This is a genomic window from Acidimicrobiales bacterium (genome assembly GCA_035536915.1).
GTDB lineage: Bacteria > Actinomycetota > Acidimicrobiia > Acidimicrobiales > JAHWLA01 > JAHWLA01.
The window spans coordinates 1-24,558 of the sequence record DATLNE010000003.1 but is presented as its reverse complement, the minus strand read 5'-3'; the positions used below and the strand labels follow the sequence as shown (position 1 = coordinate 24,558).

Here is a 24,558-nt window from a genome sequence, read left to right as displayed (position 1 = left end):
AGCACAGAGAAGTATCGGCAGGCAGGCCATGGACCCTTAGTCCGAAAGAACTAGTCATTTCCTCTCAAGGAAACGGACGGACGGGTCGAAATGACCTGTGCAGGCCCACCTCCCGGGGTCGGGCAGGAAGAGAGGAGGTGACGGTATGAACAGACTTCGTGCTCGCCTCGTGCGCGCCGGCTGCACGCTTGGCACCTTGGCCACGCTGGTAGTGGTCCTCGGCGCAGATCGTCAGTGGTAGCGGTGCGCGCCCTGCAAGCGGCCGACGTTCCCTTGGAACGGAACGGGCGGCCGCGTGTCGCCCATGTGCTGTCGCTGTCGGGTGTGCGCCGTTACGTCCACGCGGTCACCGCGGTGGGATCGGCGGTGTTGGTCCTCGGCGCCTGGCGCGGGTTCTCGCAGCCGGTGTCGCCGCACCTCGGCCCGCTGCTGGTGTTCGCCGCCTTCGTCCTCCTCGGCGACTTGCGGCCCATCCGCATTCCCCGCCGTGACGAACAAGAGGAAATCGTCACCTCGGCGACGTTCACCTTCGCCATCCTGCTGACCGCGGGCCTTGGGCCCGCGCTGGTGGTGCGAACCCTCGCCGCGCTCGTCCCTGCGCTGCTGCGGCGCAAGCCGTGGTGGAAGTCGTTCTTCAACGTCTCGCAGTACGCGCTGTCGCTGTCGGCCTCGGCGCTGGCGTTGCAACTGCTGGTCGACGTGCCCCGCACGACGACGACAGCGTTCCTGCCCGCCGACCTGCTCGGCATCCTCGCCGCGGGCGTCGTCTACTTCGTGGTGAACAACGCCGTTACCGGCGTGGCGCTGGCCTTGGCCCAGGAGACACCGGTGCTGGAGTACCTGCGCCACGACTTGCTGTTCCAGGCCACCATCGCCGCCATCCTCCTCGGGCTGGCGCCCGTCGTGGTGGTGAGCGCCGAGTTCAGCCTGGTGCTGGTGCCGTTGTTCGCCCTGCCCATGGTGGCGGTGTACTCGTCGGCTTCGGTGTCGATGGAGCGCCACCAGGCGTTGCACGACGCGCTGACCAACCTGCCCAACCGGCGCCTGTTCCGCGACCGGGTGCACCAAGCGGTGATCAACGGCAAGCGCACCGACGTGCCCGCTGCGGTGATGATCCTCGACCTCGACCGGTTCAAGGACGTCAACGACACCTTGGGCCACCACATCGGCGACCTGTTGCTGCAGCAGGTGGGCGCCCGCCTGCAGTCGACGCTGCGAGAGGGCGACACCATCGCCCGCCTGGGCGGCGACGAGTTCGCCATCCTCCTGCCCACCGTGGCCGGCGAGGCCGCCGCTGCGCAGGTGGCCCGCAAGATCGTGAGCGTGCTGGAGGAGCCCTTCGTCCTCAAGGGGTGGAACTTCGACATCGAGGCCTCGATCGGCATCGCCCTGTTCCCCGAGCACGGGCACACGGTCGACACCCTCATGCAGCGGGCCGACGTGGCCATGTACGTGGCCAAGGAGAGCCGGGGCGGCTACGAGGTGTACCACGCCGACCGCGACCGCCACAGCCCGCGGCGCTTGGCCTTGCTGGGCGAGCTGCGGCGGGGGATCGAAGAGGGCAACCTCGTCGTGCACTACCAGCCCAAGGCCGACATGCGCACCGGCGGCATCCGGGGCGTGGAGGCGCTGGTGCGCTGGGAGCATGCCGAACACGGGCTCGTCCCGCCCGACGAGTTCATCCCCTTGGCCGAGCACACCGGGCTGATCCGCACGCTCACCCTGTGGGTGCTCGACCAGTCGCTGGCCCAGTGCCGGGCGTGGCAGGACGACGGGTTGCGCCTGGGGGTGGCCGTCAACCTGTCGGTGCGCAACCTCTACGACCCCTCGTTCGCCGACGAGGTGGCCGAGCTGCTCGACAAGTGGGGCATCGAATCCCGCATGCTGGAGTTGGAGATCACCGAGAGCGTGATCATGGCCGACCCGCTGCGGGCCATGACGGTGCTGGCTCGGCTGTCGTCGCTCGGGGTGGGGCTGTCGCTCGACGACTTCGGCGTGGGTTACTCGTCGCTGGCGTACCTCAAGCGGCTGCCGGTGACCGAGATCAAGATCGACAAGTCGTTCGTGATGAACATCACGTCCGACGAAAGCGACGCCCTCATCGTGCGCTCGACCATCGGGCTGGCCCGGTCGTTGGGGCTGCGGGTCGTCGCCGAGGGCGTGGAGACCGAAGAGGCGTGGGCCCGTCTGGTGGCGCTGGGCTGCGACGTCGCCCAGGGCTACTACCTGTGCAAGCCCAAGCCCGCCGACGAGCTGGCGTCGTGGCTGGCGTCGGTACCCATCGCCGCCGAGCCCTCGTCGCCCGACCCGGTGGGCACGTTGCCCAGCGTCGAGGAAGTCTGCCTCCGACTGGGCGAAGCCCAGGGCGCCCGCGGCTGACGCCCCCACAAATCGGTTCTGGCCTGTCATTCGCGCCGCATGCGGCGCGAATGACAGGCCAGAACGGAGAGGGGGTGGCTCAGGCGGCGCGGCGGAGGGCGCCGACCCGGACCAGCTCCATGAGGAGGCTGACGCCGAGCACCAGGAGGGCGCCCGCGTTGGGGTCGGTAGAGCCTGAGAGCACGAGCACGTCGAGCCCGGCGCGCTCGTCGTCGTTGAACCGGCTGGCGAGCGCCAACACGTTGCCCAACGAGTCGATCACGTGGATCCCGGTGGGGCCGTCGCCCCGCACCAGCATGAGGATGCGGTCGTAGCCGTCACGGATGACGCCGATGCCATTGCCCTCGCGCTCGTCGGGGGCGAAGGTGGCGACCAGCCGGCTGCGGTGGTCGACCAGGGCGACCCGGGTGCTGCCGTCGACTTCGACGGGCACGAGGGTCAGCGCCGGGCGCGTGCCTTCGAGGTCGAAGACGTCCCAGTTGCCCTCGTGGTGGGTGGCCGTGGCCACCTCTTCGCCGTCGATCGTCCACCGGAAGCCGTCACCGACGGCGCTCAACCGATATGCGACCGGTCCGACTACAGCGAAGGGGCGCTCGCAGTACCCGCATCGACGGGTGCTGCTCGGCGCCGGCATGCCGCAGCCCTCACACGTTTTCACCGTTCAGGCATCGACCCTGGCGGCGGCGCACTTGAGAATCGATTGACACGGTCGATGAGCTGGCGCAGCCGCCCGTGGTGCATGAGGTCGAACTTGAAGGCGATGCGGGGGAGTTCGACGTGGTCGTGCGTCGACACCTCGGGGGGCAGCGCGGCTGTGGCGCGAAAGCCGCCTTCCGTGCAGATGTCGGCGAACTCCTCGTCGAGGACGGCGACTTCTTCGTCGGTGGGCTGGGCCCGAAGGCGGATGACCAACTCGTCGCGCACGAAGCGACGGGAGTGGTAGTTGCGGTAGAAGCCGAGGATTTCGTCGGCCGCTTCCTGCACGTCGTCGGTGATGAAGTACAGGTCGCGGTCGTCGGCCGAGATGAGCCCCCGTTCACCCACCTCTTGGTCCATGAACCGCTGGAACGCCTGCCAGTAGGTGCCGCCCGGGACTTCGAGCAGGACGATCGGCACGGGATCGGCCTTGCCCGTCTGCACCAGGGTGAGCAGTTCGAGCGCCTCGTCGAGGGTGCCGAACCCGCCGGGCAGGGCGACGAAGCCGTCGGACTCCTTGACCAGCATGAGCTTGCGGGTGAAGAAGTACTTCATCTCCACGAGCTTGGGGTCGCCCAGGATGAACTCGTTGGCCCCTTGCTCGAAGGGGAGGCGAATGTTGACGCCGATGGAGGCTTCGCGGCCGGCCCCTTCCAGGCCCGCCGCCATGATGCCCGGGCCTGCGCCGGTGACCACCATCCAGTGGCGGGCGGCCAGGGCGGCGGCCAGGTCGCGGGCCTGGGCGTACAGCGGGTCCTCGGGCAGGGTGCGGGCCGAGCCGAACATGGTGACCTTGGGGACGTCGCGGTAGGGGGCGAAGACCTTGAACGCCTCGCGCATCTCCTTGAGGGCGGCGTTGACGATCTTGAGGTCGAGGCGGGCGACGTCGTCGGTGGCCAGGCGCAGCCCGGTCACCAGGATCTCGAACAGCTGGTCGCGGTCGCGCTCGGCGCCCGCGGCATCGAGCAGTTCGACCAGCTTGGCGTCGAGGGCGTCGTCGCCCGTGCGGTAACGGGGGAGGCGGTCGCTCATCGTGCTCACAGCTTCGCAGCTACCCTCGGCTGCCGTGCTCCGCACCTGCTCCCGTTGCGGCACCCAGGCCGAGTGCCCCGACGACGGGCTGCCGGAGGGGTGGTCGATGGCCACCGAGGGCAAGCGGGTGGAGTACCACTGCAGCCCGTGCGTGCGCGCCAACATCCGCGCCATCGAGGGCAAGCTGCCCCAAGAGTGGTGGGAGTAGCCCGACCCCCAAGCCGTTGAGGCCAGAACCGAGGGGTGGGGTCAGCCGGCGCGGCGGAGGGTCGCCGGCATCCAGGGGAGGGTGAGGCGGCTGGCCAGGGCGGCCGCTTCCAGGGCGGCGTCCTGCACCGGGTGCCAGGGCAGGCCGTACTGGCGGCGCAGGGGAGCGGGCAGCAGTCCCGCCGTGAGGTCGCGGCCGACGCGGCCGACAACGGGGACCTTGGGCGTGACGATGGCCCGGCCCAGGCGGCGGGCCTGGTCGCTGACCGTCAGTGTCGCCACCATGTGGCGCACGTAGCGCTTGAAGGCGGCCAGGTCGTCGGGCTGCTCCGCTCGGGAGCAGCCCAGGAGCTCGGCCTTGCGGGTCGACTCCTGGTAGTAGCGCTCGGCATCGGCGGCCGAGAGGCGCCCGTGGAAGCGGCCGTACACCCGCAGGGCGGTGTCGATCAGGGTGGCGTGCACCCACATGAGCAACGCGGGGTCGTTGGCTTCGTAGCCCTCGCCCCGCACCCGGTCGTGCACCGTGCGCACGACCGCGGCAATGCGCTCGGCCTGTTCCACCGTGCCGAAGCTGATGGTGTAGCTGGCCTCCAACGTGCGCCGCAGGCGGGCGAACGGGTCTTCCTTGAAGCCGCTGTGCTCGGCCACGCCCCGGGCCACCAAGGGATGGGCCAGCTGCATCAACAAGGCCCGGCCGCCGCCCAGCAGCAGCACGCGTTCGCCGTCGACCCGCCGAACCACCGAGTCGGGGGCGAACATGTCGGTCACGCCGTGGCCGCCACCCGGCCGTAGAGGGTGGTGCGCTGTTCGAGCGTACGGCCCAACGGCTCGACGATGGAGCGGAAGCCGTCCTCGTCCATCAACTGGCCATGGGCGGCGCCCGCGGCCCGGGAGATGTTCTCGTCCATGAGCGTGCCGCCCAGGTCGTTGGCTCCCGCCCGCAGCACCTGCTGCGCGCCTGTGGCACCCGTCTTCACCCACGACACCTGGATGTTGGGCACCCAACCGTCGTAGGCGATGCGGGCCACCGCGTGCATGAGCAACGTCTCCCGGAACGTGGGGCCGCGGCGTGACTTGCGTTGCAGGTAGATGGGCGAGGCCATGTGTACGAAGGGCAGCGGCACGAACTCGGTGAACCCGCCCGTCTCCTTCTGCAGGTCGCGGGTGCGCACCATGTGGCGGGCCCAGTGCACGGGTTGTTCGATGGAGCCGAACATGATCGTGATGTTGCTCCGTAGGCCCACCGAGTGCGCCGTGCGGTGGGCGTCGAGCCACTCCTGCGTGTCGATCTTGTCGGGGCACAGGACGGCGCGGATCTCGTCGTCGAGGATCTCGGCGGCGGTGCCCGGCAACGTCTTGAGCCCGGCGTCCATGAGCCGGCGCAGGTAGTCGGCCAGCGGCTCGCCCAGGCGCTTGGCCCCCTCGGTCACCTCCAGCGCGGTGAAGCCGTGGATGTGGATGGTGGGCGACGCCGCCCGCACCGCTTTGATGACCTCGAGGTAGTAGTCGCCGTCGAAGCTCGGGTGGATGCCGCCTTGCAGGCACACCTCGGTGGCGCCGCGCTCCTCGGCCTCGACCACCCGATCGGTGATGTCACTCAGCTCCAGCAGGTACGGCGTGCCCCGCAGGTTGAGCGACAGCGGACCCTTGGAGAAGGCGCAGAACTTGCACTTGAAGGTGCAGACGTTGGTGTAGTTGATGTTGCGGTTCGAGACCCAGGTGACGGTGTCGCCGACGGCGCGGGCTCGCAGTTCGTCGGCCACCTCGGCTACCGCCGCCACCTCGGGGCCACGGGCGCCGAACAAGGCGGTGAGCTCGTCGACGCCGGGCTCCTGTCCGAGCAGGACGCCGGCCAGCACCTCGTTGACCCGGCCGCCGGCGCGGGGCGCCGACGGCAACAGGGTGGGCGGCTCGACGTCGGCGCCCGAGTACCAGGCCTCGCCCGGCTCGCGGCCCAGTGACTCGGCGTCGCTGCGGTCGAGCACGGCGAAGCGCAGAGGCTCGGCCAGCCACCGTTCGGGGGCCAGCGCGTACTCGGGATAGATGGTGAGGCGGGGGGCGAGGGTGAAGCCGCGAGCTTCGGTGGCTGCCCGCAGGCGGTCGATGGCGGGCCACGGGCGCTCGGGGTTGACGTGGTCGGGAGTGACGGGCGAGACGCCGCCCCAGTCGTCGATGCCCGCTTCGAGCAGGCGGCCGAAGTCGTCGGTCAGGTTGGGCGGCGCCTGCAGGTGGACCTCGGGCGGGAGGATGAGGCGAGCGGCGGCCACCGACCACAGGTACTCGTCGTCGGGGCACGGCGGCGCGTTGTGCATGGCCGTGCCGGGCTTGGGCAGGAAGTTCTGGACGATCACCTCCTGCACGTGGCCGTGGCGCCGGTGGGCCGCCGCGATGGCTTCCAGCGCCTCGACCCGGTCGGCGCGGGTCTCGCCGATGCCGCAGAGGATGCCGGTGGTGAAGGGAATGGCGAGGGTGCCGGCCGCTTCCAGGGTGGCGAGGCGGCGGGCAGGTTCCTTGTCGGGCGAGCCCCGATGGGCGGGCACGTCGGCCAGGGTCTCCAGCATCATCCCCTGGCTCGCCGACACCTCCCGCAGCCGGGCCAGTTCATCGGGGAACAGGGCGCCCGCGTTGGCGTGGGGGAGGAGGCCCGTCTCGTCGCGGACCAAGGCGCACATGGCGACGAGGTAGTCGACCGTGGATGCGTAGCCGTGCTCGGCCAGCCACTGGCGGGCCACCGGGAAACGCTCCTCGGGGCGTTCGCCCAGGGTGAACAAGGCCTCGTGGCAGCCGACGGCAGCACCCGCGTGGGCGATCGCCACCACCTCGTCGGGCGAGAGGTAGGGGGCCTGCACCCGGGCGGGAGGCTGGGCGAAGGTGCAGTAGCCGCAGCGGTCGCGGCACAGGTGGGTGAGCGGGATGAAGACCTTGGGCGAGTAGGTGATGCGGGTGCCGAAGGTGGCGTCGCGCCGGGCCGCGGCGGCGGCCAGCAATTCCTCGAGCGGCATGTCGAGCTGGGGCGAGCTCATGGCCGCCACACTAGGTGCGCCCGCTGGTTACGCGAATGCGACGACGGGGCCCTCGTCCTCCCGCACCCGACGCCGGCCGGTGAAGCACACGGCCACGCCGAAGATGGTGAGGATGGTGAAGGTCACGTAGGGGTTGCCCGGGTTGTCGTCGGACGCCAGCGGGCTGGGCGCGGCGGCCAACTGGGCGTAGAACGCCGGGCCGCCGACACCGGAGACGCCTTGGCTGCCGCCCATGGAGCGGGCCGTGGCCTGGGCGGCGCCGTCGGGGCCACGCAAGGCGGCCACCGTGCTCTCGCCAGGGCCGTTGGGCGGGGCCACCGAGGGGGCTGCCGCAGCGGGGGCCGGACGCGTGCCGGGCCGAGAGCCGTTGGGCCCGCCGTCGCCGCGGGGCGTGCTGGACCGCGGTGCAGGGGTGCTTGCGGAGGGTGCAGGCGCGCTCGGCGCAGGCGCCGGGGTGGCCGTCGCAGGCGGAGGCGTCGTGGCCTTGCCGCCCCCGGTGCCGGGAGAACCGCCGCCGCCCGGGGTCGCGGAACCGCCGCCGCCGCCGGTGCCGCTGCCGGGTGAAGTGGTCCCGCCGCCCCCGCCCCCGCCCCCGCCCCCGCCGCCACCGCCGCCCCCGGTGCTCGGGGGCTTGGTCGTGGTCGTGGTGGTGGTGGGCTTGTTCTTCTGCTGGGGGTTGTCGGGCTTGGACTGCTCGGCACCGGCGCGGGGAGTGGCCTCGGCGGGCTTCACCGAGGCGGCGTCGGCCATCTGGGGGCCGGTCCACAGCCCTGCCAGCAGCACGATGGCGCCACCGGTCGCCAGCCGGCTGCGCTTCCAGTTGGCCTTGGGCTGGGCCATCCGAGTTCCGCTCCTCATCCCTGTCCGCGGGCCAGCCACGCACAGTGGCGGCCTAGGACTAGTCCTTCGGCAACGCTCGGGGGGCGCTTGAGGGGAAAGTGCCTACGGCGCGGCGGTGGGGTCGACCAGCCAGACAACCCGGTCGGCCCGCACCCGGGCGGCGGGCAGGTCCTCACCGGCGGCGATGCGGGCCACGGCGTCGCGCTTGTCCTCACCGACCACGGTGAACAGCACCACTCGGGCCCGGGCGATGCCCGACAGCGTCAGCGTCATGCGCTGGTGCGGGTAGCGGCCGGAGGGGTCGTCGCTGAGGGTGACCAGGCGGCCGGGGTCGGCCTCCAGCCCGTGCGAGCCGGGGAACAGCGACGCGGTGTGGCCGTCGGCGCCCAGCCCGAGGTGCACCAGGTCGAACCGCCCCAGTTCGCCCACCCGCATCTGGTAGGGGTCGGGGCCTTCCTCGCAGCGCATGGGGTGCACCGAGTTGGCCGCCCCCACCCGTTCCAGCAGGGCCTCCCGCCCGAGCCGCTCGTTGGAGTCGGCGTGGTCGGCGGGCACGCAGCGTTCGTCGCCCCAGTAGACGTCGACGGCCCACCAGTCGATCTGGGCGGCGCCGTCGGCGGCCAACCGCTCGTAGCACCGGCGGGCCGTGGCGCCACCCGAGAGCGCGATGGAGAACGCCTCGCCCGGGCGGGTGTGGAAGCACTCGATGACGCGCTCGGCGAATTCGCCGGGCACGTCGTCGACGACGACGAGCTCTCCGTTCACGGCGCGAAGCCTAGGAGGGACTGGAGGGCGCGCTCGTACCCGCGGTCGCGGCCGAGGTGGGTGAGGGCCTCGCCCAGCGACCAGGGGAGCGACTCGTCGGGCAGGCTGAGCACGTCGTCGTGGGAAGGGCCGCCTTCGACGTGGGCGCCCGCCCGCACCATGCGTTCGCCGGGGCGGCGGGTGACGGTGAAGGTGGCGGGGCCCGCGATGAGCCGGATGGAGACGTGCCGGTCGTCGCGCACCTTCACCGCCGCCGGGAGCAGGTCGAGGCGCTCGGCCAACCACCCGGCCAGGAGGCGACGGGGGCCTTCCTTGCCCGACACCTCTGCGGTTGTGACCTGGCGCACGAACGGGCCGTAGGCGGAGCCGTCGAACAGGGCGGCGAGCAGGCGCCGCCATGGCTGGAGGCGGATCCAGGTGAGGTCGACGACGGGGTAGCGCTGCACCAGCTCGGCCACCGCGGCGAACTCGGTGGGTGCCTCCTTGGTGTCGACCAGCACCACGTCGGCGGTGGCCAGCAACGGGTCGGCCGGGGAGGGGAGGCGGCCCACGAACCACACCGCCGTGGGGATCTCGGGCAGCGTCAGCGGCTCGACCAGGGAGTCGAGGTGGCGGGCGGCCGGGCCGGTGACGTGCAGGCGGACTTCCTCCCACCAGATGTCGACGCCTTCGGCCTCGCTGCCTTGGAGGACCACCTCGGCGTCGATGCGCGACTCGGCGTCGTCGGGGTTCGCACAGCGCACCACCACGGTGCGACCGGGGTGGCGTCCGCCCAGGCGCAGCGTGGCCTCGCAGGCCCTGCGCTCCTCGGCGTCGTCGGTGGCGATGGCCACCAGGTTCACGACGCTGGTGCGGGTGGCGGTGCGCTGCTCGCCGTGGCGCATGCGGTCGAGGGCGTCGAGGATCGTGCTCACCCGCACGCCCTCGCCTTGCCACGCCGCCAGCTCGCAGGCGCCTACGGGCTGCGCCATCGCCGTCCGTCGCGGGCCAGGAGGCGGTCGGCCTCGGGCGGGCCCCACGAGCCCGCCGGGTAGTGGGCCAGCGGGAACTGCGGGTCGTCCCACGCTGTCAGCAGGGGCTCCACGATGCGCCAGGCCTGCTCCACCTCGTCGGAGCGGATGAACAGGGTGGGATCGCCCACCATGGCGTCGAGCAGCAGGCGCTCGTAGGCCTCGGGCGTCTCCTCCAGGAAGGCGGCGCCGTAGGAGAAGTCCATCGACACCGAGCGGACTTGGAAGGCCTGGCCCGGCACCTTGGCGCCGAAGCGCAGGGTGATGCCTTCGTCGGGCTGGATGCGCAGCACGAGGGCGTTGGGGCCGAGGCCCCGGGTCTCCTTGGAGCCGAAGGGCAGGTGGGGCACCTCGTGGAACTGCATCGCCACCTCGGTGACCCGCTTGGGCAGGCGCTTGCCGGTGCGCAGGTAGAAGGGCACACCCGCCCAGCGCCAGTTGTCGACCCGCAGGCGCATGGCCATGTAGGTCTCGGTGTGGCTGTCGGCGGCCACGCCTTCCTCCTGGCGGTAGCCCACGACCTCGTCGCCTTCCACCCAGCCCGGCTCGTACTGGGCCCGCACCACCTCGTTGGGCACCTCGTCGACGGTGAGCACGTCGACCGCCCGCAGGGCCTTGACCTTCTCGTCGCGGATGCCCTGGGCATCGATGGTGGCGGGGGGCTCCATGACGGTGAGGGCCAGCACCTGGAGGACGTGGTTCTGCACGATGTCGCGCAGCGCGCCCGCGCCCTCGTAGAACCCGCCCCGGTGCCCCACGCCCAACGACTCGGCCACGGTGATCTGGACGTGGTCGACGTACCGGCGGTTCCAGATGGGCTCGAAGATGGCGTTGGCGAAACGGAGGGCGAGGACGTTCTGGACCGTCTCCTTCCCCAGGTAGTGGTCGATCCGGTAGATCTGGCTCTCGTCGAACGCCGCGTGCATGGCCTTGTCGAGGTCGCGTGCGCTGGCCAGGTCGCGGCCGTAGGGCTTTTCGACCACCACTCGGACGAAGCTCTCGCCGTTGTCGGGGCGGTGCAGGCCTTGGGCGGCCAAGCCCTCGGCCACGGTGCCGAACACTTGGGGGACGGTGGCCAGGTAGTGCACGAGGTTGCCGCCCGTGCCCCGCTCGGCGTCGATCTCCTCGACGGCGGTGCGGAGGCGCTCGAAGGTGCCGGGGTCGCCGTAGTCGCCTGCCACATAGCGGAAGCCGCCGACCAGGCTCTCCCACGCCGCGCCCGGCTTGTCGACCGCTTCGAGCATGCGGGAGCGGAAGTCGTCGTCGGACATCTCGGTGCGGGCCACGCCCACCACGCTGAAGGCCGGGGGCAGGCGGCGTTCGGCCGCCAACTCGGCCAAGGCGGGCATGAGCTTGCGGGCGGTGAGGTCGCCCGAGGCTCCGAACACCACGAGGATGCACGGGGGCGCCCGGCGTTCGCCCGCGTCGCCCACCTCCGCCAGAGGGTTCTCGTCGGCCGTCATGTCAGGTCGGTTCGTGGCCCCCGGCGTCGCTCGCCGACGCCTCCGGAGCGGTGATGCCCGCGTCCTCCAGGTCGTGCTCGCGGGCCACCTCGCCCGCGGCGGACTCGGTGAGGAAGCGGTGCCCCCCGAACTGGTTGCGCAGCGCGGCGACGATGCGCGCCGCCATGCGCTCGTCGTCGCGGGAGGCGAAGCGGGCGTAGAGGCTGGCGGTGATGACCGGGGTGGCCACGGCCCGGTCGATCGACTCCTGCACGGTCCAGCGGCCCTCGCCCGAGTCCTCCACCCAGCCCCGGATGTTGCGGAACTCCTCGGGGGTGCTCAGGGCGAGCTCGGCCAGCTCCAACAGCCAGGAGCGCACCACCGAGCCGTGGTTCCACAACGAGGCAATTTGGTGGAGGTCGAGGTCCATCTCCTCGGCCGCCTCCAGCAATGCGAAGCCTTCGGCGTAGGCCTGGAGCAGGCCGTACTCGATGCCGTTGTGGACCATCTTGGTGAAGTGGCCGGCCCCCGACGGCCCCACGTGGGCATAGCCGTCGTCCGGTGCCAAGGCGGTGAAGACGGGCTCCAGCGGGGTGACGAAGGCGGGGTCGCCGCCGACCATCAGGCAGTAGCCGACCTTAAGGCCCCACACGCCGCCCGACACCCCTGCATCGACGTAGCCGATGCCCCGCTCGGCCAACGCTGCGGAGCGCAGGACGGCGTCGGTGTAGCGGGAGTTGCCGCCGTCGATGATGGTGTCGCCCGAGGCCAGAAGGCCGCTCAGTTCCTCGACCGTGGTTCGGGTGGGATCACCCGACGGCACCATCACCCACACCGCCCGGGGTTGTTCCAGCTTGGCCACCAGGTCGGGCAGGTCACTCGCCCCCGTGGCGCCGTCGGCTTCGGCGGCGGCCACCGACTCGAAGTTGCGGTCGTAGGCCACCACCTGGTGGCCCCGCTCGATCAGGCGCTTGGTCATGTTGCCGCCCATGCGCCCCAGCCCCACCATCCCGATCTTCATCGGCGACCGCGGATCAACTGATCTCCTTGAGGTCGTCGACGGCCACCCGCAGGACGCGGCGGCCGTGGGCCTGGAGGCTCTGGTAGTCGCCCACCGCCTGGGCGCCGATGAGGGTGCCGAAGTCGTAGGGATAGTCGGGGATGGGCAGGGCCGGGGCCGGCGTGCGCCCCACCACCTGCACCGCGACCACGGAGTCGGGGCCGCCCTTGTGCAGCTGTCCCGTCGAGTGCAAGAACCGGGGTCCGTAGCCCGCGTTGACGGCCATGCCGTCGAGCCCGTCGCGCAGCGCCCGGCGCAGGGGCTCCAGCGAACTTCCGTAGGGGAGGTAGGCCTGCACCGATACGTAGTCGCCCGGCCGCACCTGCGAACGCAGCCACGCCCCCACTGTGCCCGGGTCCTCTGCTGGCGGGGGCTGCAACGGCAGCGAGTCGAGGACCTTGGCCGTGTTCTCTTTGGACTCGCTGACGTTGGGCTCGTCGAAGGGGTCGATGCCGAGCACGTGCCCGGCCACCGCGGTGGCGATCTCCCACCGCTGGAACTCGGCGCCCAAGGCGGCCACGTCGTCGATCTCCAGCCCGACCACGTGGCGGTCGTCGCCTGTCTCGACCTCGGTGGTGGGCACCGGGATGCAACCCGTGCCCTGCTTGCCGGTCGACTCGGCGATGAGCTGCTCGACCCACAGACCGAAGGCGGCGAACGGCTCGGGCACCACCACCGTCACCTTGTCGCGGCCTGTCTTGGCCGCCTCGCCCATGGCCAAGCCGAGCTCGACCGCCTCGTGGCCGTCGACGGCCAACGCCCGCTCGCACACCTCGGCCACGTCGATGCCCAGCAGGGCAGCGGGCACCATGCCGAAGTACGACAGGACCGAGTAACGCCCGCCGATGTCGGGTGGGTTGCGGAACACCCGGTTGAAGCCGCCGTCGGTGGCCAGTTCGTCGAGGGCGGTGCCGGGGTCGGTGATCGCTGCGAAACGGCGGCCGTCGCCCACCCGGTCCCAGAAGTGGGCGAACAGGGTCTTGACCTCGATGGTGCCGCCCGACTTCGACGACACCAGGAAGAAGGCGTCGTCGGCGTCGACCGAGGCGATGGTCTCGGGGTCGGTGGTGTCGAGCACCACCAGTCGGTCGGAACCCACGGCAGCCCGCAGCACTTCGGGGCCGAGCGAGGAACCGCCCATGCCCAACAGCACGACCTGGGCGGCGTCGATGCCCGCCGCCCACGCCCGCAGGTCGGCGGCTTCGTCGCGCATGCGACTCGCCACGTCGAGCCACCCGAGTCGGTTCGCCGACACGTTGCCTGCGGGCCACAGGCCCGCGTCGCGGGCGAGCAGCCGTTCGTAGAGGTCAGCCACCGAGCGCCGCCGCCTTGTCGTGCAACGCCTGCATGAGTTCGTCGAAGGACTTCACGAAAGCCGACACGCCCTCGTTCTCCAACGTCTGGGCCACGTCCTCGACGTCGATGCCCAGGGCGCCCAAGCGGTCGAGCGCCTCCCGAGCCTCGTCGAGGCCGTCGTCGACGGTGCGGGCCACCGTGCCGTGATCGAGGAACGCCTCGATGGTGGGGTCGGGCAGGGTGTTGACGGTGTCGGGCCCGATGAGGTTGTCGACGTACAGGAGGTCGGGGTAGTCGGGGTCCTTGGTGGACGTCGATGCCCACAGCGGCCGCTGCAGGTTGGCGCCCCGGGCGGCCAAGGCCTCCCAGCGCGGCCCCGAGAACCGCTCCTGGAACAGCACGTAGGCCAGCTTGGCCTGGGCCACTGCGGCCTTGCCTCGCAACGCCCGAGCCTCGTCGGTGCCGATGGCATCGAGGCGGCGGTCGACCTCGGTGTCGACCCGGCTGACGAAGAACGACGCCACGCTCTGCACCTGCGACAGGTCGCCCTCGAACGCCTCCAACCCGGACAGGTACGCCTCGATGACCTCGTCGTAACGGGCCAGCGAGAAGATCAAGGTGATGTTGATCGACCGGCCCTCGGCGAACATCTGCCGGATGGCGGGCACGCCTTCAGGCGTGCCGGGGATCTTTACGTAGAGGTTGGGCTGGTCGATGCGCTCGTGCAGGAAACGAGCGGCCTTGACGGTTCCTTCGGTGTCGCCCGCCAGCGACGGCGCCACCTCGACCGACACGAAGCCGTCGACCCCGTTCGACGAGTCGTAGACCGGACGCAGGACGGCCAGAGCGTCGGTGACGTCCTTGACCACCATGCCCCAGTAGGCGTCCTCCACGGTGTGCTGCTTGAGCAGCTCGCGGAACTGGTCGTCGTAGTCGGCCGAGCCCGCGATGGCCTTCTGGAAGATCGTCGGGTTGGAGGTCACCCCGCGGATGCCCGCGTCGACCAGCCGTTGCAGCTCGCCGGAGGTGAGGTAGCCCCGCTTGAGATTGTCGAGCCAGGCGCTCTGGCCGTACTGGTCGTAGAGGTCGTGCAGCTTGGTCATTCGTCGTCCTCCTCGAAGACGGCGAGCAGCGCCCTCGCCTCCTTGGCCACGTTGTCGGGGGTGAAGCCCAGCTTCTCCAACACGGTCGTACCCGGTGCCGAGGCGCCGAACCGGTCGATGGACACCGAGTGGTCGGCCCAGCGCGTCCAGCCGAACGAGGTGGCGGCCTCCACCGCCAACGCGGGGACGTCGTCGGGCAGCACGGATTCCTGGTAGTCGTCGTCCTGGTCCTCGAACAGCTCCCAGCACGGCATCGACACCACCCGGGCCACCACGCCTTCCTCCTCCAGCAGGCGAGCCGCCTCCACGCACACGGCCACCTCGGAGCCCGTGCCGATCAGCACCACGTCGGGGTCGTCGCCGCCCGGCTCCAACACGTAGGCGCCCCGGGCCACGCCCTCGGCCGCCTCGGCCGTGCCTTCCAGCACCGGCACCTTCTGGCGGCTGAGCAACAGCGCCACCGGGCAGTCGCCCTCCACGATCACCCGCCAGGCATGAGCGGTCTCGTTGGCGTCGGCGGGGCGCATCACCCGCAGCTGCGGCATGGCCCGCATGGCGGCCAGTTGCTCGATGGGTTGATGGGTGGGGCCGTCTTCGCCCAGGCCCACGGAGTCGTGCGTCCACGAGTAGACGACCTTGGCCTCGCTGATGGCGGCCAGGCGCACCGAACCCCGCATGTAGTCGCTGAAGGTGAAGAAGGTGCCGCCCACCGGCAGGACGCCGCCGTGCAACGCCATGCCGTTCATCGCCGCGCCCATGGCGTGCTCGCGCACCCCGTAGTAGACGAGACGCCCGGCCGGATCGGCGGCCGACTGCACGCCCCGGTCCTTGAGCATGGTGCCCGTGTTGCCGGTGAGGTCGGCGCCGCCCGACAGCAGCCCCGGCACCACGTCGGCGACGGCGTTGACGACGTCGCCGCTGGCGACCCGGGTTGCGATCGACGCGCCCGGTGACCACGTGGGCAACTTCGACTCCCACCCGGCCAGCCCGCCGCCCCGCAGGCAGGCCTCGAGCTCGGAGCGGTCGCCCTGCCACCCGTCGAAGCGCTTCTGCCAGGCGGCTCGCAGTGCCTGGCCCCGGGGCACGCAGCGGCCGTAGTAGTCGACCACCTCGTCGGGGACCCAGAACGACTCGTCGGGCGGCAGCCCCAACAGTTCTTTGGTGGCCCGGATTTCGTCTGCGCCCAGGGGCTCGCCGTGGGCCGAGGGCGTGTCGGTCTTGTTGGGCGCGGGCCAGCCGATGTGGGAACGCAGGATGAGCAGCGACGGCCGGTCGTCGACCTCCATGCCCCGGCGCAGGCCCGCCTCCAAGGCGTCGAGGTCGTTGGCCACCTCGCCCAGGTTGTCGACGTGCCAGCCGTAGGACTCGAAGCGCTTGGCCGTGTCTTCCGTGAACGACAGCTCGGTGGGGCCGTCGATGGTGATGTGGTTGTCGTCGTAGACGTAGACGAGCCGGCCCAGGCCGAGGTGGCCGGCCAGCGATGCCGCCTCGTGGCTGATGCCCTCCTGCAGGTCGCCGTCGGAGCAGATGACGAAGGTGTGGTGGTCGGCTACCTCGGGACCGAAGCGGGCCCGCAGGTAGCGCTCGGCGATGCCCATGCCCACGGCGTTGGCAAAGCCTTGGCCCAACGGCCCGGTGGTGACCTCGACGCCCTTTGTGTGGTGCACCTCGGGGTGCCCCGGCGTCTTCGACTCGTACTGGCGGAAGGCCTTGATGTCGTCGAGGGTGAGGTCGTAGCCCGTCAGGTAGAGCATGGAGTAGAGGAGGATCGAGGCGTGGCCCGCCGACAAGATGAAGCGGTCGCGGTCGGGCCAGTCGGGCTCGGACGGGTCGTGGCGCATCACCCGCGTGAACAGGACGTGGGCCAACGGCGCCAGCGCCATGGCCGTGCCGGGGTGGCCGGAGTTGGCGGCCTGGGGGGCGTCCATGGACAACCCCCGGATGACGTTGACGCCCAGCTGTTCAAGGTCCTGCTCAAGGTCCTGCTCGGTCATGCCGGCAACCCTAGCCACCGGGTGTGACAGCAAAAGCGGGGACCTCAGTCGAACAGCGCCACCGAGGCGGTGAAGCCGTGCAGGAAGTTGCGCCCGCCGACGGGGCCGAACTCGCCGGCGGCGAAGAACCCGGCCACCGGTGCGCCGTCCAAGGCCTCGTCGAGCACGGCGGCGTCGTGGTCGGGCATGCCGAACAGGCGTGACCCCCGCCCGTTGCAGGTGAACAGCAGCGCCCCCGCCGCAGGCCCGGCATCGGCCAGCATCGAGCGCAGGTCCTCGTCCGCCGTAGTGGCGTCGCGCACGTGGTACTGGGCGGTTGTGCCCACCTCCACCAGGTCGCCCACGGCGATGGCGCCGTTGTCCTTGTCGGCGCCGATCACGTTGCGCACCAAGAAGTCGCCCCGGCCGAACTCGGCCTTGTGCTCGTCGACCACCAGGCCCAGGTGCAGGCCCTGGTTGACCAGGCGCACCTCTTCCTCGTCGAGGCCCATGCGCAGCAGCCGCTCCACGGCGGGCTTGCCGCCCAACTCGTAGACCACGTTCCGCTCCGACCGGGTGACGATGTAGGGGCTGCCGATGGGGCGGCACCCTTGCGACACCACCGTGCGCACCGGCGCGCCGAGCACGGCGCCCACCGCCCCCGCAGTGACGATGCGGTCGTCGAGCGCCAGCCGGTTGCCGCCAGGCCCGCGGGCCGCCGAGGCCATGCCGCCCACCACCGGCAGCGGCCCCACCGACGACAGGAATGTCTCGGCCGGGAAGGTGAACGGGTCGCCCAGCAGCACCACGGCAGAGGGCGTGAAGCCCAGCCCGTCGGGCGGCCAGCCCTCCAACTCCGGCCCCAGCAGCACGGGCGCCACCGGCCCGACCCGGCCCGCCCATAACGACACGCCCGGCTGTTCCTCGACCTCCCGCGCCGGGCCTGCCACGGCCACCGCCGCGCAGCCCAGCAGCACGCCGGGGGACAGGATGGCCCGCACCGCAGCGGCGGCGTCCTCCAAGGCGCCCGCATGGGCTTCGGTCACGAACAGCATCGCCAGGTCGGGCGGCTCGCCGCCCAGCCGTTCCAACACCTCGCCCGCCACCTCGCCCACCGCCGTGGCCGTGACCGGGTGCTCGGAGATGGCCGCCGCGAACCGTCGGTCCATCAGGCGGGCGGCAGCAGCGTGAGGGGCACGACGGTGAACGGCCCTCGGTCGACCCGGCAGTGGGCCTCGATGGTGCCGTAGTCCTCGTAGGTGAGCTCGGCCCGCACCAGTCGATAGGTGAACTTGCCCGGCTCGACGGTGAAGGGCGACGCGTTGCGGGCCACCTCGGTGCCGGCGCTGTCCTTGAAGGACACTTCGAGGATGCCCTGGCCCGCCTCGTCGGGACGGCAGCGGACGAACACGATGAGGTGCGGCCCGATGGTCACCGGCGCAGGCTCGGGCGCCGCCATCGAGAACATGATCCCCGACAGGTCGATGCGGGTGGACGGCCCCGGCGCCTGGCGCAGGTTGATGTTCTCGGCGAAGAGGGCGGAGACGATGTCCATGCCGCCGAAACTAGTGCTGGGTCAGGCAGCAGCTTTCAGGTGCACCTCGGAATGGCGCACGGTGGCCCACCCGCGACGTTCGAGCAGGCGCACCAGCCACCAACCGGGGTCGACCTCGCCCCGGCGCAGGGCCAGCCGGGCCGACGTGGGAGCCGCGTGGTGGTTGTTGTGCAGCCCCTCGCCCGAGGTGATCCACGCCAGCCACTGGTTGTTGCGCGAGGTGTTGGGGTGGGGCTGGGAGCCGAAGGTGTGGCCGATGGCGTTGATAGCGGCGTTGAGCGACAGGTACGACGCCGTGTGCACGACGGAGGCGACGAGCGCGAAGCGCCAGCCGAAGGCCACCACCAGCACGCCGATGCCCAGCGACAGCCCCACCAGCGCCCGGTCGAACAGCACTCGGTCCCAGCGGTCGGCGGGCAGGTCGCGGGCATATCGGGCCACGGCGGCGGCGTCGTTGGCCACGCGGCGGTAGAGGATCACGTTGCCGAACTGCACCTTGGGGAAGCCCTCGAGCACAGGGGAGTGGGGGTCGCCCTCGACGTCGGTGAAGGCGTGGTGCTTGCGGTGGACGGCCACCCACTGGCGGGGCCGGATGCCGGTGGTGATCCAGGTGATCACCCGGAACACGGCGATGGCACCGGGCGCCAACGAGACGGCGCGGTGCGACAGGGCACGGTGTAGGTAGACGGTGGTGACCAGGGTGGCGAACTGGGCGAGCACCAACCCGACGATGACGGCGAGGACCATGCAATCCAGCCTACCTACCGGTAGGTAGGGATCGAACAGAAGGCGCCCTTATGTCACCCGCGCAAGTACCCTTCGAACTCATGGCTCTCCCGACGGCGGTCCCCACGCGCACCGTCATCCTCACGGAGGCCCTCCGCCTGTTCGCTGAACGCGGCTACGACGGCACCTCGCTCAACGACATCGCCGCCGCCGTCGGCATCCGCCGCCCCAGCCTGCTGCACCACTTCCCGTCCAAGGAAGCGCTGTACCGAGAGGTCTTCAACGCCTCCATGGGCGACTGGTTCCGCCGCGTCGACGAAGCCATCCAGCGCCCCCAGGACGGCTGGGACCAGGTCGACCACGTGCTCACCGCGGGCTTCCGCTTCTTCATGGAGAACCCCGAGTTCGTGCGCCTGGTGCGGCGTGAGGCGCTGGAAGGCGGCGACCGCCTGGGCATCGACCTGGGCCAGGCGCTGCGCCCTCTGCTCAGCCGAGCCGCCGGGTTCCTGGCCAAGGAGATGGACGCAGGCCGCTTCCGGCGCCACGACCCCGAGCAGCTCCTGCTCACCGGCTACGGGGCCCTGCTCAGCTACTTCAGCGACCTGCCGCTGCTGGCCTCGTTGCTCGACCGCGACCCGCTCGACACAGACGCCCTCGAGGCCCGCCTCGACCACATCCGCGGCTTCTTCCGGGCGGCGCTGGAGCCCTAGCCCGCTTGGCGTTGGTCGTCGAGGCGGGCCAGCACGTCGGCTTCTTCCATGGGCGCCTCGGGGCCGTACTTCAGGGCCAAGGTGCCCTTGTTGCCGCAGTGCGCGCAGGTCAGCGCCGCCACCGCCACCATGTCGTCGGGGTCGGACGCCCCCTCGGTTCGGCGCAGGTGGTCGAGGGCGACCTCGTCGGCGCTGTGGTCCATGTCGCAGCCGAAGCAGTGGACCTTGCCCTCGGCCGCAGCCGCGAACTGGCCGTCGTAACCGTCGGCTTCGAACTGGCGGATGACCTCGACGAGCGTGGTGCCGTCGGACGCGTACTCGGAAGTGCTCGACATGGGGGGCACCTACCCACACCGCGAGCGTCGCTAGCCTCCGTCATCGTGCAGGTGCCCCCCAACTGCGACCTCACCCTCGGCATGGTGTGCACCGACAAGTCGGAGCCGGGCCGTACCACGTGGCGCATGGCGGCCGACGAACGCTTCGCCAACCCGGCCGGCATCGTGCAGGGCGGCTTCCTGGGGGCCATGGCCGACTCCGCCATGGGGGCGTCGGCGGTGACGTGGGTGCAGGGCCGCAAGGTCTACGCCATGAACGCCGAGATGAAGGTCAGCTTCCTGCGCCCCGCCCGGATCGGATCGGTCCTCACGTGCACGGCCTGGGTCATCTCCGGCGGCAAGCGCACCGCGTTCGTGGAGGCCGAGATCGTCGACGACGAAGGCCGCATGGTGGTGAAGGCATCGTCCACCTACCTCCTCTCCGACCGGGAGTGACGCCGGTGCGGCGGTGGTGGCTGCCGGCGGTCCTCGGCGTCCTGTCCCTGTGCTCGGGCGCGTTGGCGCTGTCCGAGCCGGTGGTGCTCGCCTCCGCGGTCCCCGCCGCGCCTCCCAAGGTGCCGGTGCTGTCGGTGCGGCGAGTGCCCGTTGTGTTGTCGGGCGCCATCGCCGATGCCCGCCTGCGGTCGCGGCTCGACGCCGCACTGGCCGACCCCGCCTACCGGCGGTCGTGCCTCAGCGTCGACCGCGACGGGCGGCGCCTCTACGACGTGCGACCCGACGAACGGCTCATCCCGGCGTCGAACCTCAAGCTGTTGACCGGGTTCGCGGCCCTGACCCGACTGGGCCGGGAGGCCCGCTACACCACCGAGGCCCGGTCGACGCGACCGCCGTCGAACGGCGTGCTCGACGGCGACCTCTTCCTGGTCGGCGGCGGCGACCCCCTGCTGGGCACGGCCGACTACGCGGCCACGTTCCGCAACCAGCCCCAGGTGTTCACGCCGCTGGAGCGGCTGGCCGACGAGATCAAGGCGCAAGGCATCACCACCGTCACCGGGGTGGTTCGGGGCGACGAGTCGCGTTACGACCGGCAGCGCTACATCCCCACGTGGAAGCCGGGCTACCGGGCCGACGGCGAGATCGGGCCGCAGAGCGCGCTGGTGGTGAACGACGGCTTCGCCGCCTTCGGGGCCCGCACACAGCCTGCCCCGGCACCCGCCACCCACGCCGCCGCCGTGCTGGTGGCCCTGTTGCAGGCCCGGGGCGTGACGGTTGCGGGCGGGGCCGGTGAGGGCAGGGCCGAGGCGGGGCCGACAGTGGCCCGGCTCGACTCGCCGCCCATGCGCGACGTGGTGGCCCAGATGTTGCGGGAGAGCGACAACATGACGGCCGAGCTGTTGGTCAAGGAGTTGGGCCACCGATTCGGGGGCGACGGGTCGACCGAGGCCGGGCTGCGGGTCATCCGGGAGACGGTGGCCGCTGCCGGGCTGCCCGCCGAGCCTCTGGCCTTGTTCGACGGGTCGGGGCTCGACCGCGGCGACCGGGCCACCTGCCGGGTGCTGATCGAGAGCGTGGCGCGCGACGGCCCGACCGGTGCGCTGGCCGCGGGCATGCCGGTGGCCGCCCAGGACGGCACCTTGGCCCGGCGCTTCCAGAACCACCCGGCGGCGGGACGGCTGCGGGCCAAGACCGGTTCGCTCGACAACGTTGCCTCGCTCAGCGGATGGATGAACCCGCCTGCGGCCACCCCCGACGGTCCCCGCTTGGCCTTCGCCTTGGTGGCCAACGACTTCGGCCGCGACGCGGTCGGGCGAGCGCTGCAGGAGGCGGTGGCCGCCGCGTTGGCGGCCTACCCCGAGGCCCCCAAGCCCGAAGAACTGCGTCCGTAGCCATGGCCGACGACGCGCCGGTCCTCACGCCGTTACCGATGTTCCCGTTGAGCACGGTGCTGCTGCCCCATGCCGTCCTACCCCTGCACATCTTCGAATCGCGCTACCGGGCGCTGGCCCGCGACTGCATGAGCAGCGGCCTGGAGTTCGGCGTCGTGCTCATCGAGCGGGGCTCGGAAGTGGGCGGGGGCGACACCCGGTTCGGCGTGGGCACGGTGGCCCACATCACCGAGGCCACCGAGTTCCCCGACGGACGGTGGGCACTGCTGACGGTGGGACGGCGCCGCGTGCGGGTCGCCACCTGGCTGCCCGACGACCCGTACCCGCTGGCCCTGGTGGAGACGTTGCCGGAGCGCCGGCTCGACGAGCGCGGCGCCCTCGTCATCGACGCCGCGGCGCGGGCGGTGCGGCGCGCCTTGTCGCTGCAGGCCGAGTTGGGCGAAGCAGGTCCGTCGAGCCGCTTCGAGCTCGACGACGACCCCGACGTGGCCGCCTGGCAGCTGGCCGCACTCGCACCGCTTGGCCCCGTCGACCGCCAACGGCTGCTGGAGGTGCACGACCCCGGCGAGCGGGTGCGGCTGCTGGTCGGGCTGGCGTCGGAAGCGGGCGATCTGCTTGCGTACAGGCTCTCGGGGGGATAGGCACGTCCGCATCTGGCGAAACCGGAGGAATGCCGTGGCGCAGTCCGACAAGAGCTTGCCGACCCTGGCGAGCGAGCTGTGGGAGATGGTCGTCGCCTATGCCAAGCAGGAGACGGTCGACCCGCTGAAGCGGCTGGGCCGTTTCCTGCGTTACGGCGTGCCGGGCGCGTTGCTGTTCGGGACCGGGCTCGTCCTCCTCGCCGTGGGCGGGCTGCGGGCCCTGCAGACCGAGACCGGCAGCCGCTTCACCGGCAACTGGTCGTGGGCGCCCTACGCCATCCTCCTGGTGGTCAGTGCGGGGGTGGCCGCCTGGTCGGCCCGGGCCGTCAGCGCCAACAAACGAAAGGGGCGGTGATGGCCGTGCAGGAACCGGTCACCCGGAGCGACATCGAGGCCAAGCTGCGTGAGATCCGCGGCGAGGTCGACACCACCACCGACACCGCCAAGCCCTACGCCTTGGCCGCGGGCGTGGCCGTGGCCGTCGCCGTGGTGGCGCTCGTCTACACCATGGGCCGGCGCAAGGGGAAGAAGCGCACCACCGTGGTCGAGGTGCGGCGCGTCTGATGCTGCGTTTCCTGCTGCGGCGCGGCTTCCAACTGGGGGTGCTGGGGGGGAGCCGGCGCTGGCTGGTCATCGGCGGCGCCGCCCTCGGCGTGAAGGTCCTGCGCAAGCTCTCGGGCAGCGAGCCCGAGGTCGTCTACTCCGAGAAACTGGAACCAGGGGAGTCCGTCGTCATCGCCCATGAGCGGGACGCGACAATGAAGGGGTGAAGGTCCTCCTTCGGAACCCCCGACGTGAGCTCGACGTGCCCGGCCCCCTGCGGGTCAACGCGCTGTTGGCCCAGCTCGACCTCAACCGGGAGTCCGTCCTGGTGATCAAGGGCGACACCTTGGTAACCGGCGACGCCATGCTGGCCGACGACGACTCGGTCGAGGTGCGCCCCGTCATCTCCGGAGGGGCGGCCTAGATGAAGTGCCGCCGCTGCAAGGCGCCTGCGGTCATGGACATCCGCCGCCACAACGCCTCGTTCTGCGCGACGTGCTTTCTCCACCACTGCACGGAACAGGTGCGGCGCACCATCGACGACTTCAAGATGATCGCTCCCGGTGAACGGGTGCTCGTGGCGGTCTCCGGCGGCAAGGACTCGTTGGCCCTGTGGGACCTCTTGCTCGACATGGGCTACGAGGCCGACGGGCTCTACCTCGGCCTGGGCATCGGCGAGTACAGCGACGAGTCGGGGCGCATGACCCGGGCCTATGCCGACAAGCGGGGCGCCAAGCTGATCGAGGTCGACCTACGCGACGACTACGGCTTCGACATCCCGTCGGGGTCGAAGGCGGCGCGGCGGGTGCCGTGCTCGGCGTGCGGGCTGTCGAAGCGGTCGCTGTTCAACAAGGCGGCGCTCGACGGCGGCTACGACGTGGTGGCGACGGGCCACAATCTCGACGACGAGGCCGCCGTGCTGTTCGGCAACGTGTTGCGGTGGTCGACCGACTACCTGGGCCGCCAGTTGCCGGTGCTGCCCGGCGAACACGGCTTCCCCCGCAAGGTCAAGCCGCTGGTGCGGCTGGGCGAACGGGAGATGGCGGCGTTCTGCGTGCTGAAGGGCATCGACTACATCGTCGAGGAGTGCCCGATGGCGGCCGGCAACAAGCACATCGGGTACAAGGAGGCGCTCAACGCGATCGAAGAAACCTCGCCCGGCACCAAGCACGCGTTCTACTTCGGGTTCGTCGACCGCACGCACGCGCGGTTCGCGGCCGAGGCCGTACCCCAGGGTGGCGACCTCGGCCGGTGTGATCGCTGCGGTGCGCCCACCACCGCGGAGGTGTGCGCGTTCTGTCGCCTGGTCGAGCGGGCGGCCGCTCCGTGAATGGGCGCGCCTTTGCCGCGGGCGAGCGGGCCCTGTTCGTCGACTCCAAGGGACGCAAGTACGTCG

The 24,558-nt window shown here is 71.2% G+C and carries 27 protein-coding genes; 11 read left to right on the top strand and 16 right to left on the bottom strand.

Annotated features, from left to right (window positions below):
- Positions 1–243: 243 nt before the first annotated feature.
- Positions 244–2,379 carry an EAL domain-containing protein gene (locus VM938_00920; GenBank protein ID HVF73580.1) on the top strand — a complete coding sequence of 712 codons (2,136 nt, stop codon included), beginning with the start codon at positions 244–246 and terminating at the stop codon, positions 2,377–2,379.
- 79 nt (positions 2,380–2,458) lie between these two features.
- Here the strand turns inward: VM938_00920 and VM938_00915 are convergent, their stop codons facing one another.
- Both VM938_00915 and VM938_00910 read right to left on the bottom strand, forming a co-directional pair.
- The gene (locus tag VM938_00915) at positions 2,459–2,935 is read right to left on the bottom strand and encodes a hypothetical protein (GenBank protein ID HVF73579.1); all 477 of its coding nucleotides are present in this window, start codon (positions 2,933–2,935) and stop codon (positions 2,459–2,461) included.
- Positions 2,936–3,033: 98 nt separating this feature from the next.
- The gene (locus VM938_00910) at positions 3,034–4,107 is read right to left on the bottom strand and encodes a TIGR00730 family Rossman fold protein (protein ID HVF73578.1); all 1,074 of its coding nucleotides are present in this window, start codon (positions 4,105–4,107) and stop codon (positions 3,034–3,036) included.
- A 34-nt stretch (positions 4,108–4,141) separates the two neighbouring features.
- Between VM938_00910 and VM938_00905 the strand changes: the two genes are divergently transcribed.
- Entirely contained in the window at positions 4,142–4,315 is a 174-nt protein-coding gene (locus tag VM938_00905) for a hypothetical protein (protein HVF73577.1), read from the top strand.
- A 41-nt stretch (positions 4,316–4,356) separates the two neighbouring features.
- Here the strand turns inward: VM938_00905 and VM938_00900 are convergent, their stop codons facing one another.
- From VM938_00900 to VM938_00840, 13 genes are all read right to left on the bottom strand, one after another.
- The gene (locus VM938_00900) at positions 4,357–5,073 is read right to left on the bottom strand and encodes an oxygenase MpaB family protein (GenBank protein ID HVF73576.1); all 717 of its coding nucleotides are present in this window, start codon (positions 5,071–5,073) and stop codon (positions 4,357–4,359) included.
- A gap of 5 nt (positions 5,074–5,078) precedes the next feature.
- Positions 5,079–7,337 carry a 5-amino-6-(D-ribitylamino)uracil--L-tyrosine 4-hydroxyphenyl transferase CofH gene (gene cofH / locus VM938_00895; GenBank protein HVF73575.1) on the bottom strand — a complete coding sequence of 753 codons (2,259 nt, stop codon included), beginning with the start codon at positions 7,335–7,337 and terminating at the stop codon, positions 5,079–5,081.
- A gap of 27 nt (positions 7,338–7,364) precedes the next feature.
- Positions 7,365–8,177, bottom strand: a complete 813-nt coding sequence (locus tag VM938_00890) for a hypothetical protein (protein HVF73574.1) — start codon at positions 8,175–8,177, stop codon at positions 7,365–7,367.
- Between the two features lie 102 nt (positions 8,178–8,279).
- Positions 8,280–8,942: a 6-phosphogluconolactonase gene (gene pgl / locus VM938_00885; GenBank protein HVF73573.1), complete on the bottom strand. Its 663-nt coding sequence runs from the start codon at positions 8,940–8,942 to the stop codon at positions 8,280–8,282.
- Complete coding sequence (locus VM938_00880; protein ID HVF73572.1) at positions 8,939–9,913, bottom strand: glucose-6-phosphate dehydrogenase assembly protein OpcA; 975 nt, start codon at positions 9,911–9,913, stop codon at positions 8,939–8,941. Before VM938_00880 ends, pgl begins: the two co-directional genes overlap by 4 nt.
- On the bottom strand, positions 9,898–11,415 hold the full coding sequence (gene zwf / locus VM938_00875; protein ID HVF73571.1) for a glucose-6-phosphate dehydrogenase: 1,518 nt from the start codon (positions 11,413–11,415) through the stop codon (positions 9,898–9,900). The genes VM938_00880 and zwf overlap by 16 nt, the downstream gene beginning before the upstream one ends.
- Position 11,416: 1 nt before the next feature.
- Entirely contained in the window at positions 11,417–12,415 is a 999-nt protein-coding gene (gnd, locus tag VM938_00870; protein HVF73570.1) for a decarboxylating 6-phosphogluconate dehydrogenase, read from the bottom strand.
- A 13-nt stretch (positions 12,416–12,428) separates the two neighbouring features.
- Positions 12,429–13,769: a hypothetical protein gene (locus tag VM938_00865; protein ID HVF73569.1), complete on the bottom strand. Its 1,341-nt coding sequence runs from the start codon at positions 13,767–13,769 to the stop codon at positions 12,429–12,431.
- A complete protein-coding gene (gene tal, locus VM938_00860; GenBank protein HVF73568.1) occupies positions 13,762–14,853 on the bottom strand; it encodes a transaldolase in 1,092 nt (363 codons plus the stop codon). Before tal ends, VM938_00865 begins: the two co-directional genes overlap by 8 nt.
- Positions 14,850–16,847, bottom strand: coding sequence for a transketolase (gene tkt, locus VM938_00855; protein ID HVF73567.1), 1,998 nt, complete (start codon positions 16,845–16,847; stop codon positions 14,850–14,852). The genes tal and tkt overlap by 4 nt, the downstream gene beginning before the upstream one ends.
- 44 nt (positions 16,848–16,891) lie before the next feature.
- The gene (locus VM938_00850; protein ID HVF73566.1) at positions 16,892–17,995 is read right to left on the bottom strand and encodes an FIST N-terminal domain-containing protein; all 1,104 of its coding nucleotides are present in this window, start codon (positions 17,993–17,995) and stop codon (positions 16,892–16,894) included.
- Positions 17,995–18,381, bottom strand: a complete 387-nt coding sequence (locus VM938_00845; GenBank protein HVF73565.1) for a hypothetical protein — start codon at positions 18,379–18,381, stop codon at positions 17,995–17,997. The genes VM938_00850 and VM938_00845 overlap by 1 nt, the downstream gene beginning before the upstream one ends.
- A gap of 21 nt (positions 18,382–18,402) precedes the next feature.
- Positions 18,403–19,128: a fatty acid desaturase gene (locus VM938_00840; protein HVF73564.1), complete on the bottom strand. Its 726-nt coding sequence runs from the start codon at positions 19,126–19,128 to the stop codon at positions 18,403–18,405.
- Between the two features lie 80 nt (positions 19,129–19,208).
- On the opposite strand from VM938_00840, the gene VM938_00835 reads away from it, so the two are divergent.
- A complete protein-coding gene (locus tag VM938_00835; protein HVF73563.1) occupies positions 19,209–19,817 on the top strand; it encodes a TetR family transcriptional regulator in 609 nt (202 codons plus the stop codon).
- Here VM938_00835 and VM938_00830 read toward each other — a convergent pair.
- Positions 19,814–20,152, bottom strand: a complete 339-nt coding sequence (locus tag VM938_00830; protein ID HVF73562.1) for a hypothetical protein — start codon at positions 20,150–20,152, stop codon at positions 19,814–19,816. The genes VM938_00835 and VM938_00830 overlap by 4 nt on opposite strands.
- A 45-nt stretch (positions 20,153–20,197) precedes the next feature.
- Between VM938_00830 and VM938_00825 the strand changes: the two genes are divergently transcribed.
- The 8 genes from VM938_00825 to VM938_00790 are packed head-to-tail and all read left to right on the top strand — an operon-like array spanning position 20,198 to position 24,492.
- Positions 20,198–20,587: a PaaI family thioesterase gene (locus VM938_00825; protein HVF73561.1), complete on the top strand. Its 390-nt coding sequence runs from the start codon at positions 20,198–20,200 to the stop codon at positions 20,585–20,587.
- Positions 20,584–21,978, top strand: coding sequence for a D-alanyl-D-alanine carboxypeptidase/D-alanyl-D-alanine-endopeptidase (gene dacB, locus VM938_00820; protein ID HVF73560.1), 1,395 nt, complete (start codon positions 20,584–20,586; stop codon positions 21,976–21,978). The genes VM938_00825 and dacB overlap by 4 nt, the downstream gene beginning before the upstream one ends.
- A 2-nt stretch (positions 21,979–21,980) precedes the next feature.
- The gene (locus VM938_00815) at positions 21,981–22,619 is read left to right on the top strand and encodes an LON peptidase substrate-binding domain-containing protein (GenBank protein HVF73559.1); all 639 of its coding nucleotides are present in this window, start codon (positions 21,981–21,983) and stop codon (positions 22,617–22,619) included.
- 34 nt (positions 22,620–22,653) lie between these two features.
- Entirely contained in the window at positions 22,654–22,974 is a 321-nt protein-coding gene (locus VM938_00810; GenBank protein HVF73558.1) for a hypothetical protein, read from the top strand.
- Complete coding sequence (locus VM938_00805) at positions 22,974–23,183, top strand: hypothetical protein (GenBank protein HVF73557.1); 210 nt, start codon at positions 22,974–22,976, stop codon at positions 23,181–23,183. The genes VM938_00810 and VM938_00805 overlap by 1 nt, the downstream gene beginning before the upstream one ends.
- A complete protein-coding gene (locus VM938_00800) occupies positions 23,183–23,389 on the top strand; it encodes a hypothetical protein (protein ID HVF73556.1) in 207 nt (68 codons plus the stop codon). The genes VM938_00805 and VM938_00800 overlap by 1 nt, the downstream gene beginning before the upstream one ends.
- Positions 23,386–23,586, top strand: a complete 201-nt coding sequence (locus VM938_00795; GenBank protein HVF73555.1) for a MoaD/ThiS family protein — start codon at positions 23,386–23,388, stop codon at positions 23,584–23,586. Before VM938_00800 ends, VM938_00795 begins: the two co-directional genes overlap by 4 nt.
- Positions 23,587–24,492 (top strand): ATP-binding protein, encoded by a 906-nt coding sequence (locus VM938_00790; protein HVF73554.1) that lies wholly within the window; start codon positions 23,587–23,589, stop codon positions 24,490–24,492.
- The last annotated feature ends 66 nt before the right edge of the window (positions 24,493–24,558 follow it).

Bases quoted from the DNA above. Each gene is read 5' to 3' on its own strand.
- VM938_00840 (HVF73564.1), bottom strand. From the start codon at position 19,128: ATGGTCCTCGCCGTCATCGTCGGGTTGGTGCTCGCCCAGTTCGCCACC.
- VM938_00835 (HVF73563.1), top strand. From the start codon at position 19,209: ATGGCTCTCCCGACGGCGGTCCCCACGCGCACCGTCATCCTCACGGAG.
- zwf (HVF73571.1), bottom strand. From the start codon at position 11,415: ATGACGGCCGACGAGAACCCTCTGGCGGAGGTGGGCGACGCGGGCGAA.
- VM938_00900 (HVF73576.1), bottom strand. From the start codon at position 5,073: ATGTTCGCCCCCGACTCGGTGGTTCGGCGGGTCGACGGCGAACGCGTG.
- VM938_00910 (HVF73578.1), bottom strand. From the start codon at position 4,107: ATGAGCGACCGCCTCCCCCGTTACCGCACGGGCGACGACGCCCTCGAC.
- VM938_00880 (HVF73572.1), bottom strand. From the start codon at position 9,913: ATGGCGCAGCCCGTAGGCGCCTGCGAGCTGGCGGCGTGGCAAGGCGAG.
- gnd (HVF73570.1), bottom strand. From the start codon at position 12,415: ATGAAGATCGGGATGGTGGGGCTGGGGCGCATGGGCGGCAACATGACC.
- VM938_00890 (HVF73574.1), bottom strand. From the start codon at position 8,177: ATGGCCCAGCCCAAGGCCAACTGGAAGCGCAGCCGGCTGGCGACCGGT.
- VM938_00800 (HVF73556.1), top strand. From the start codon at position 23,183: ATGCTGCGTTTCCTGCTGCGGCGCGGCTTCCAACTGGGGGTGCTGGGG.
- VM938_00805 (HVF73557.1), top strand. From the start codon at position 22,974: ATGGCCGTGCAGGAACCGGTCACCCGGAGCGACATCGAGGCCAAGCTG.
- VM938_00845 (HVF73565.1), bottom strand. From the start codon at position 18,381: ATGGACATCGTCTCCGCCCTCTTCGCCGAGAACATCAACCTGCGCCAG.
- tal (HVF73568.1), bottom strand. From the start codon at position 14,853: ATGACCAAGCTGCACGACCTCTACGACCAGTACGGCCAGAGCGCCTGG.
- cofH (HVF73575.1), bottom strand. From the start codon at position 7,337: ATGAGCTCGCCCCAGCTCGACATGCCGCTCGAGGAATTGCTGGCCGCC.
- VM938_00815 (HVF73559.1), top strand. From the start codon at position 21,981: ATGGCCGACGACGCGCCGGTCCTCACGCCGTTACCGATGTTCCCGTTG.
- tkt (HVF73567.1), bottom strand. From the start codon at position 16,847: ATGACCGAGCAGGACCTTGAGCAGGACCTTGAACAGCTGGGCGTCAAC.
- VM938_00850 (HVF73566.1), bottom strand. From the start codon at position 17,995: ATGGACCGACGGTTCGCGGCGGCCATCTCCGAGCACCCGGTCACGGCC.
- VM938_00830 (HVF73562.1), bottom strand. From the start codon at position 20,152: ATGTCGAGCACTTCCGAGTACGCGTCCGACGGCACCACGCTCGTCGAG.
- VM938_00790 (HVF73554.1), top strand. From the start codon at position 23,587: ATGAAGTGCCGCCGCTGCAAGGCGCCTGCGGTCATGGACATCCGCCGC.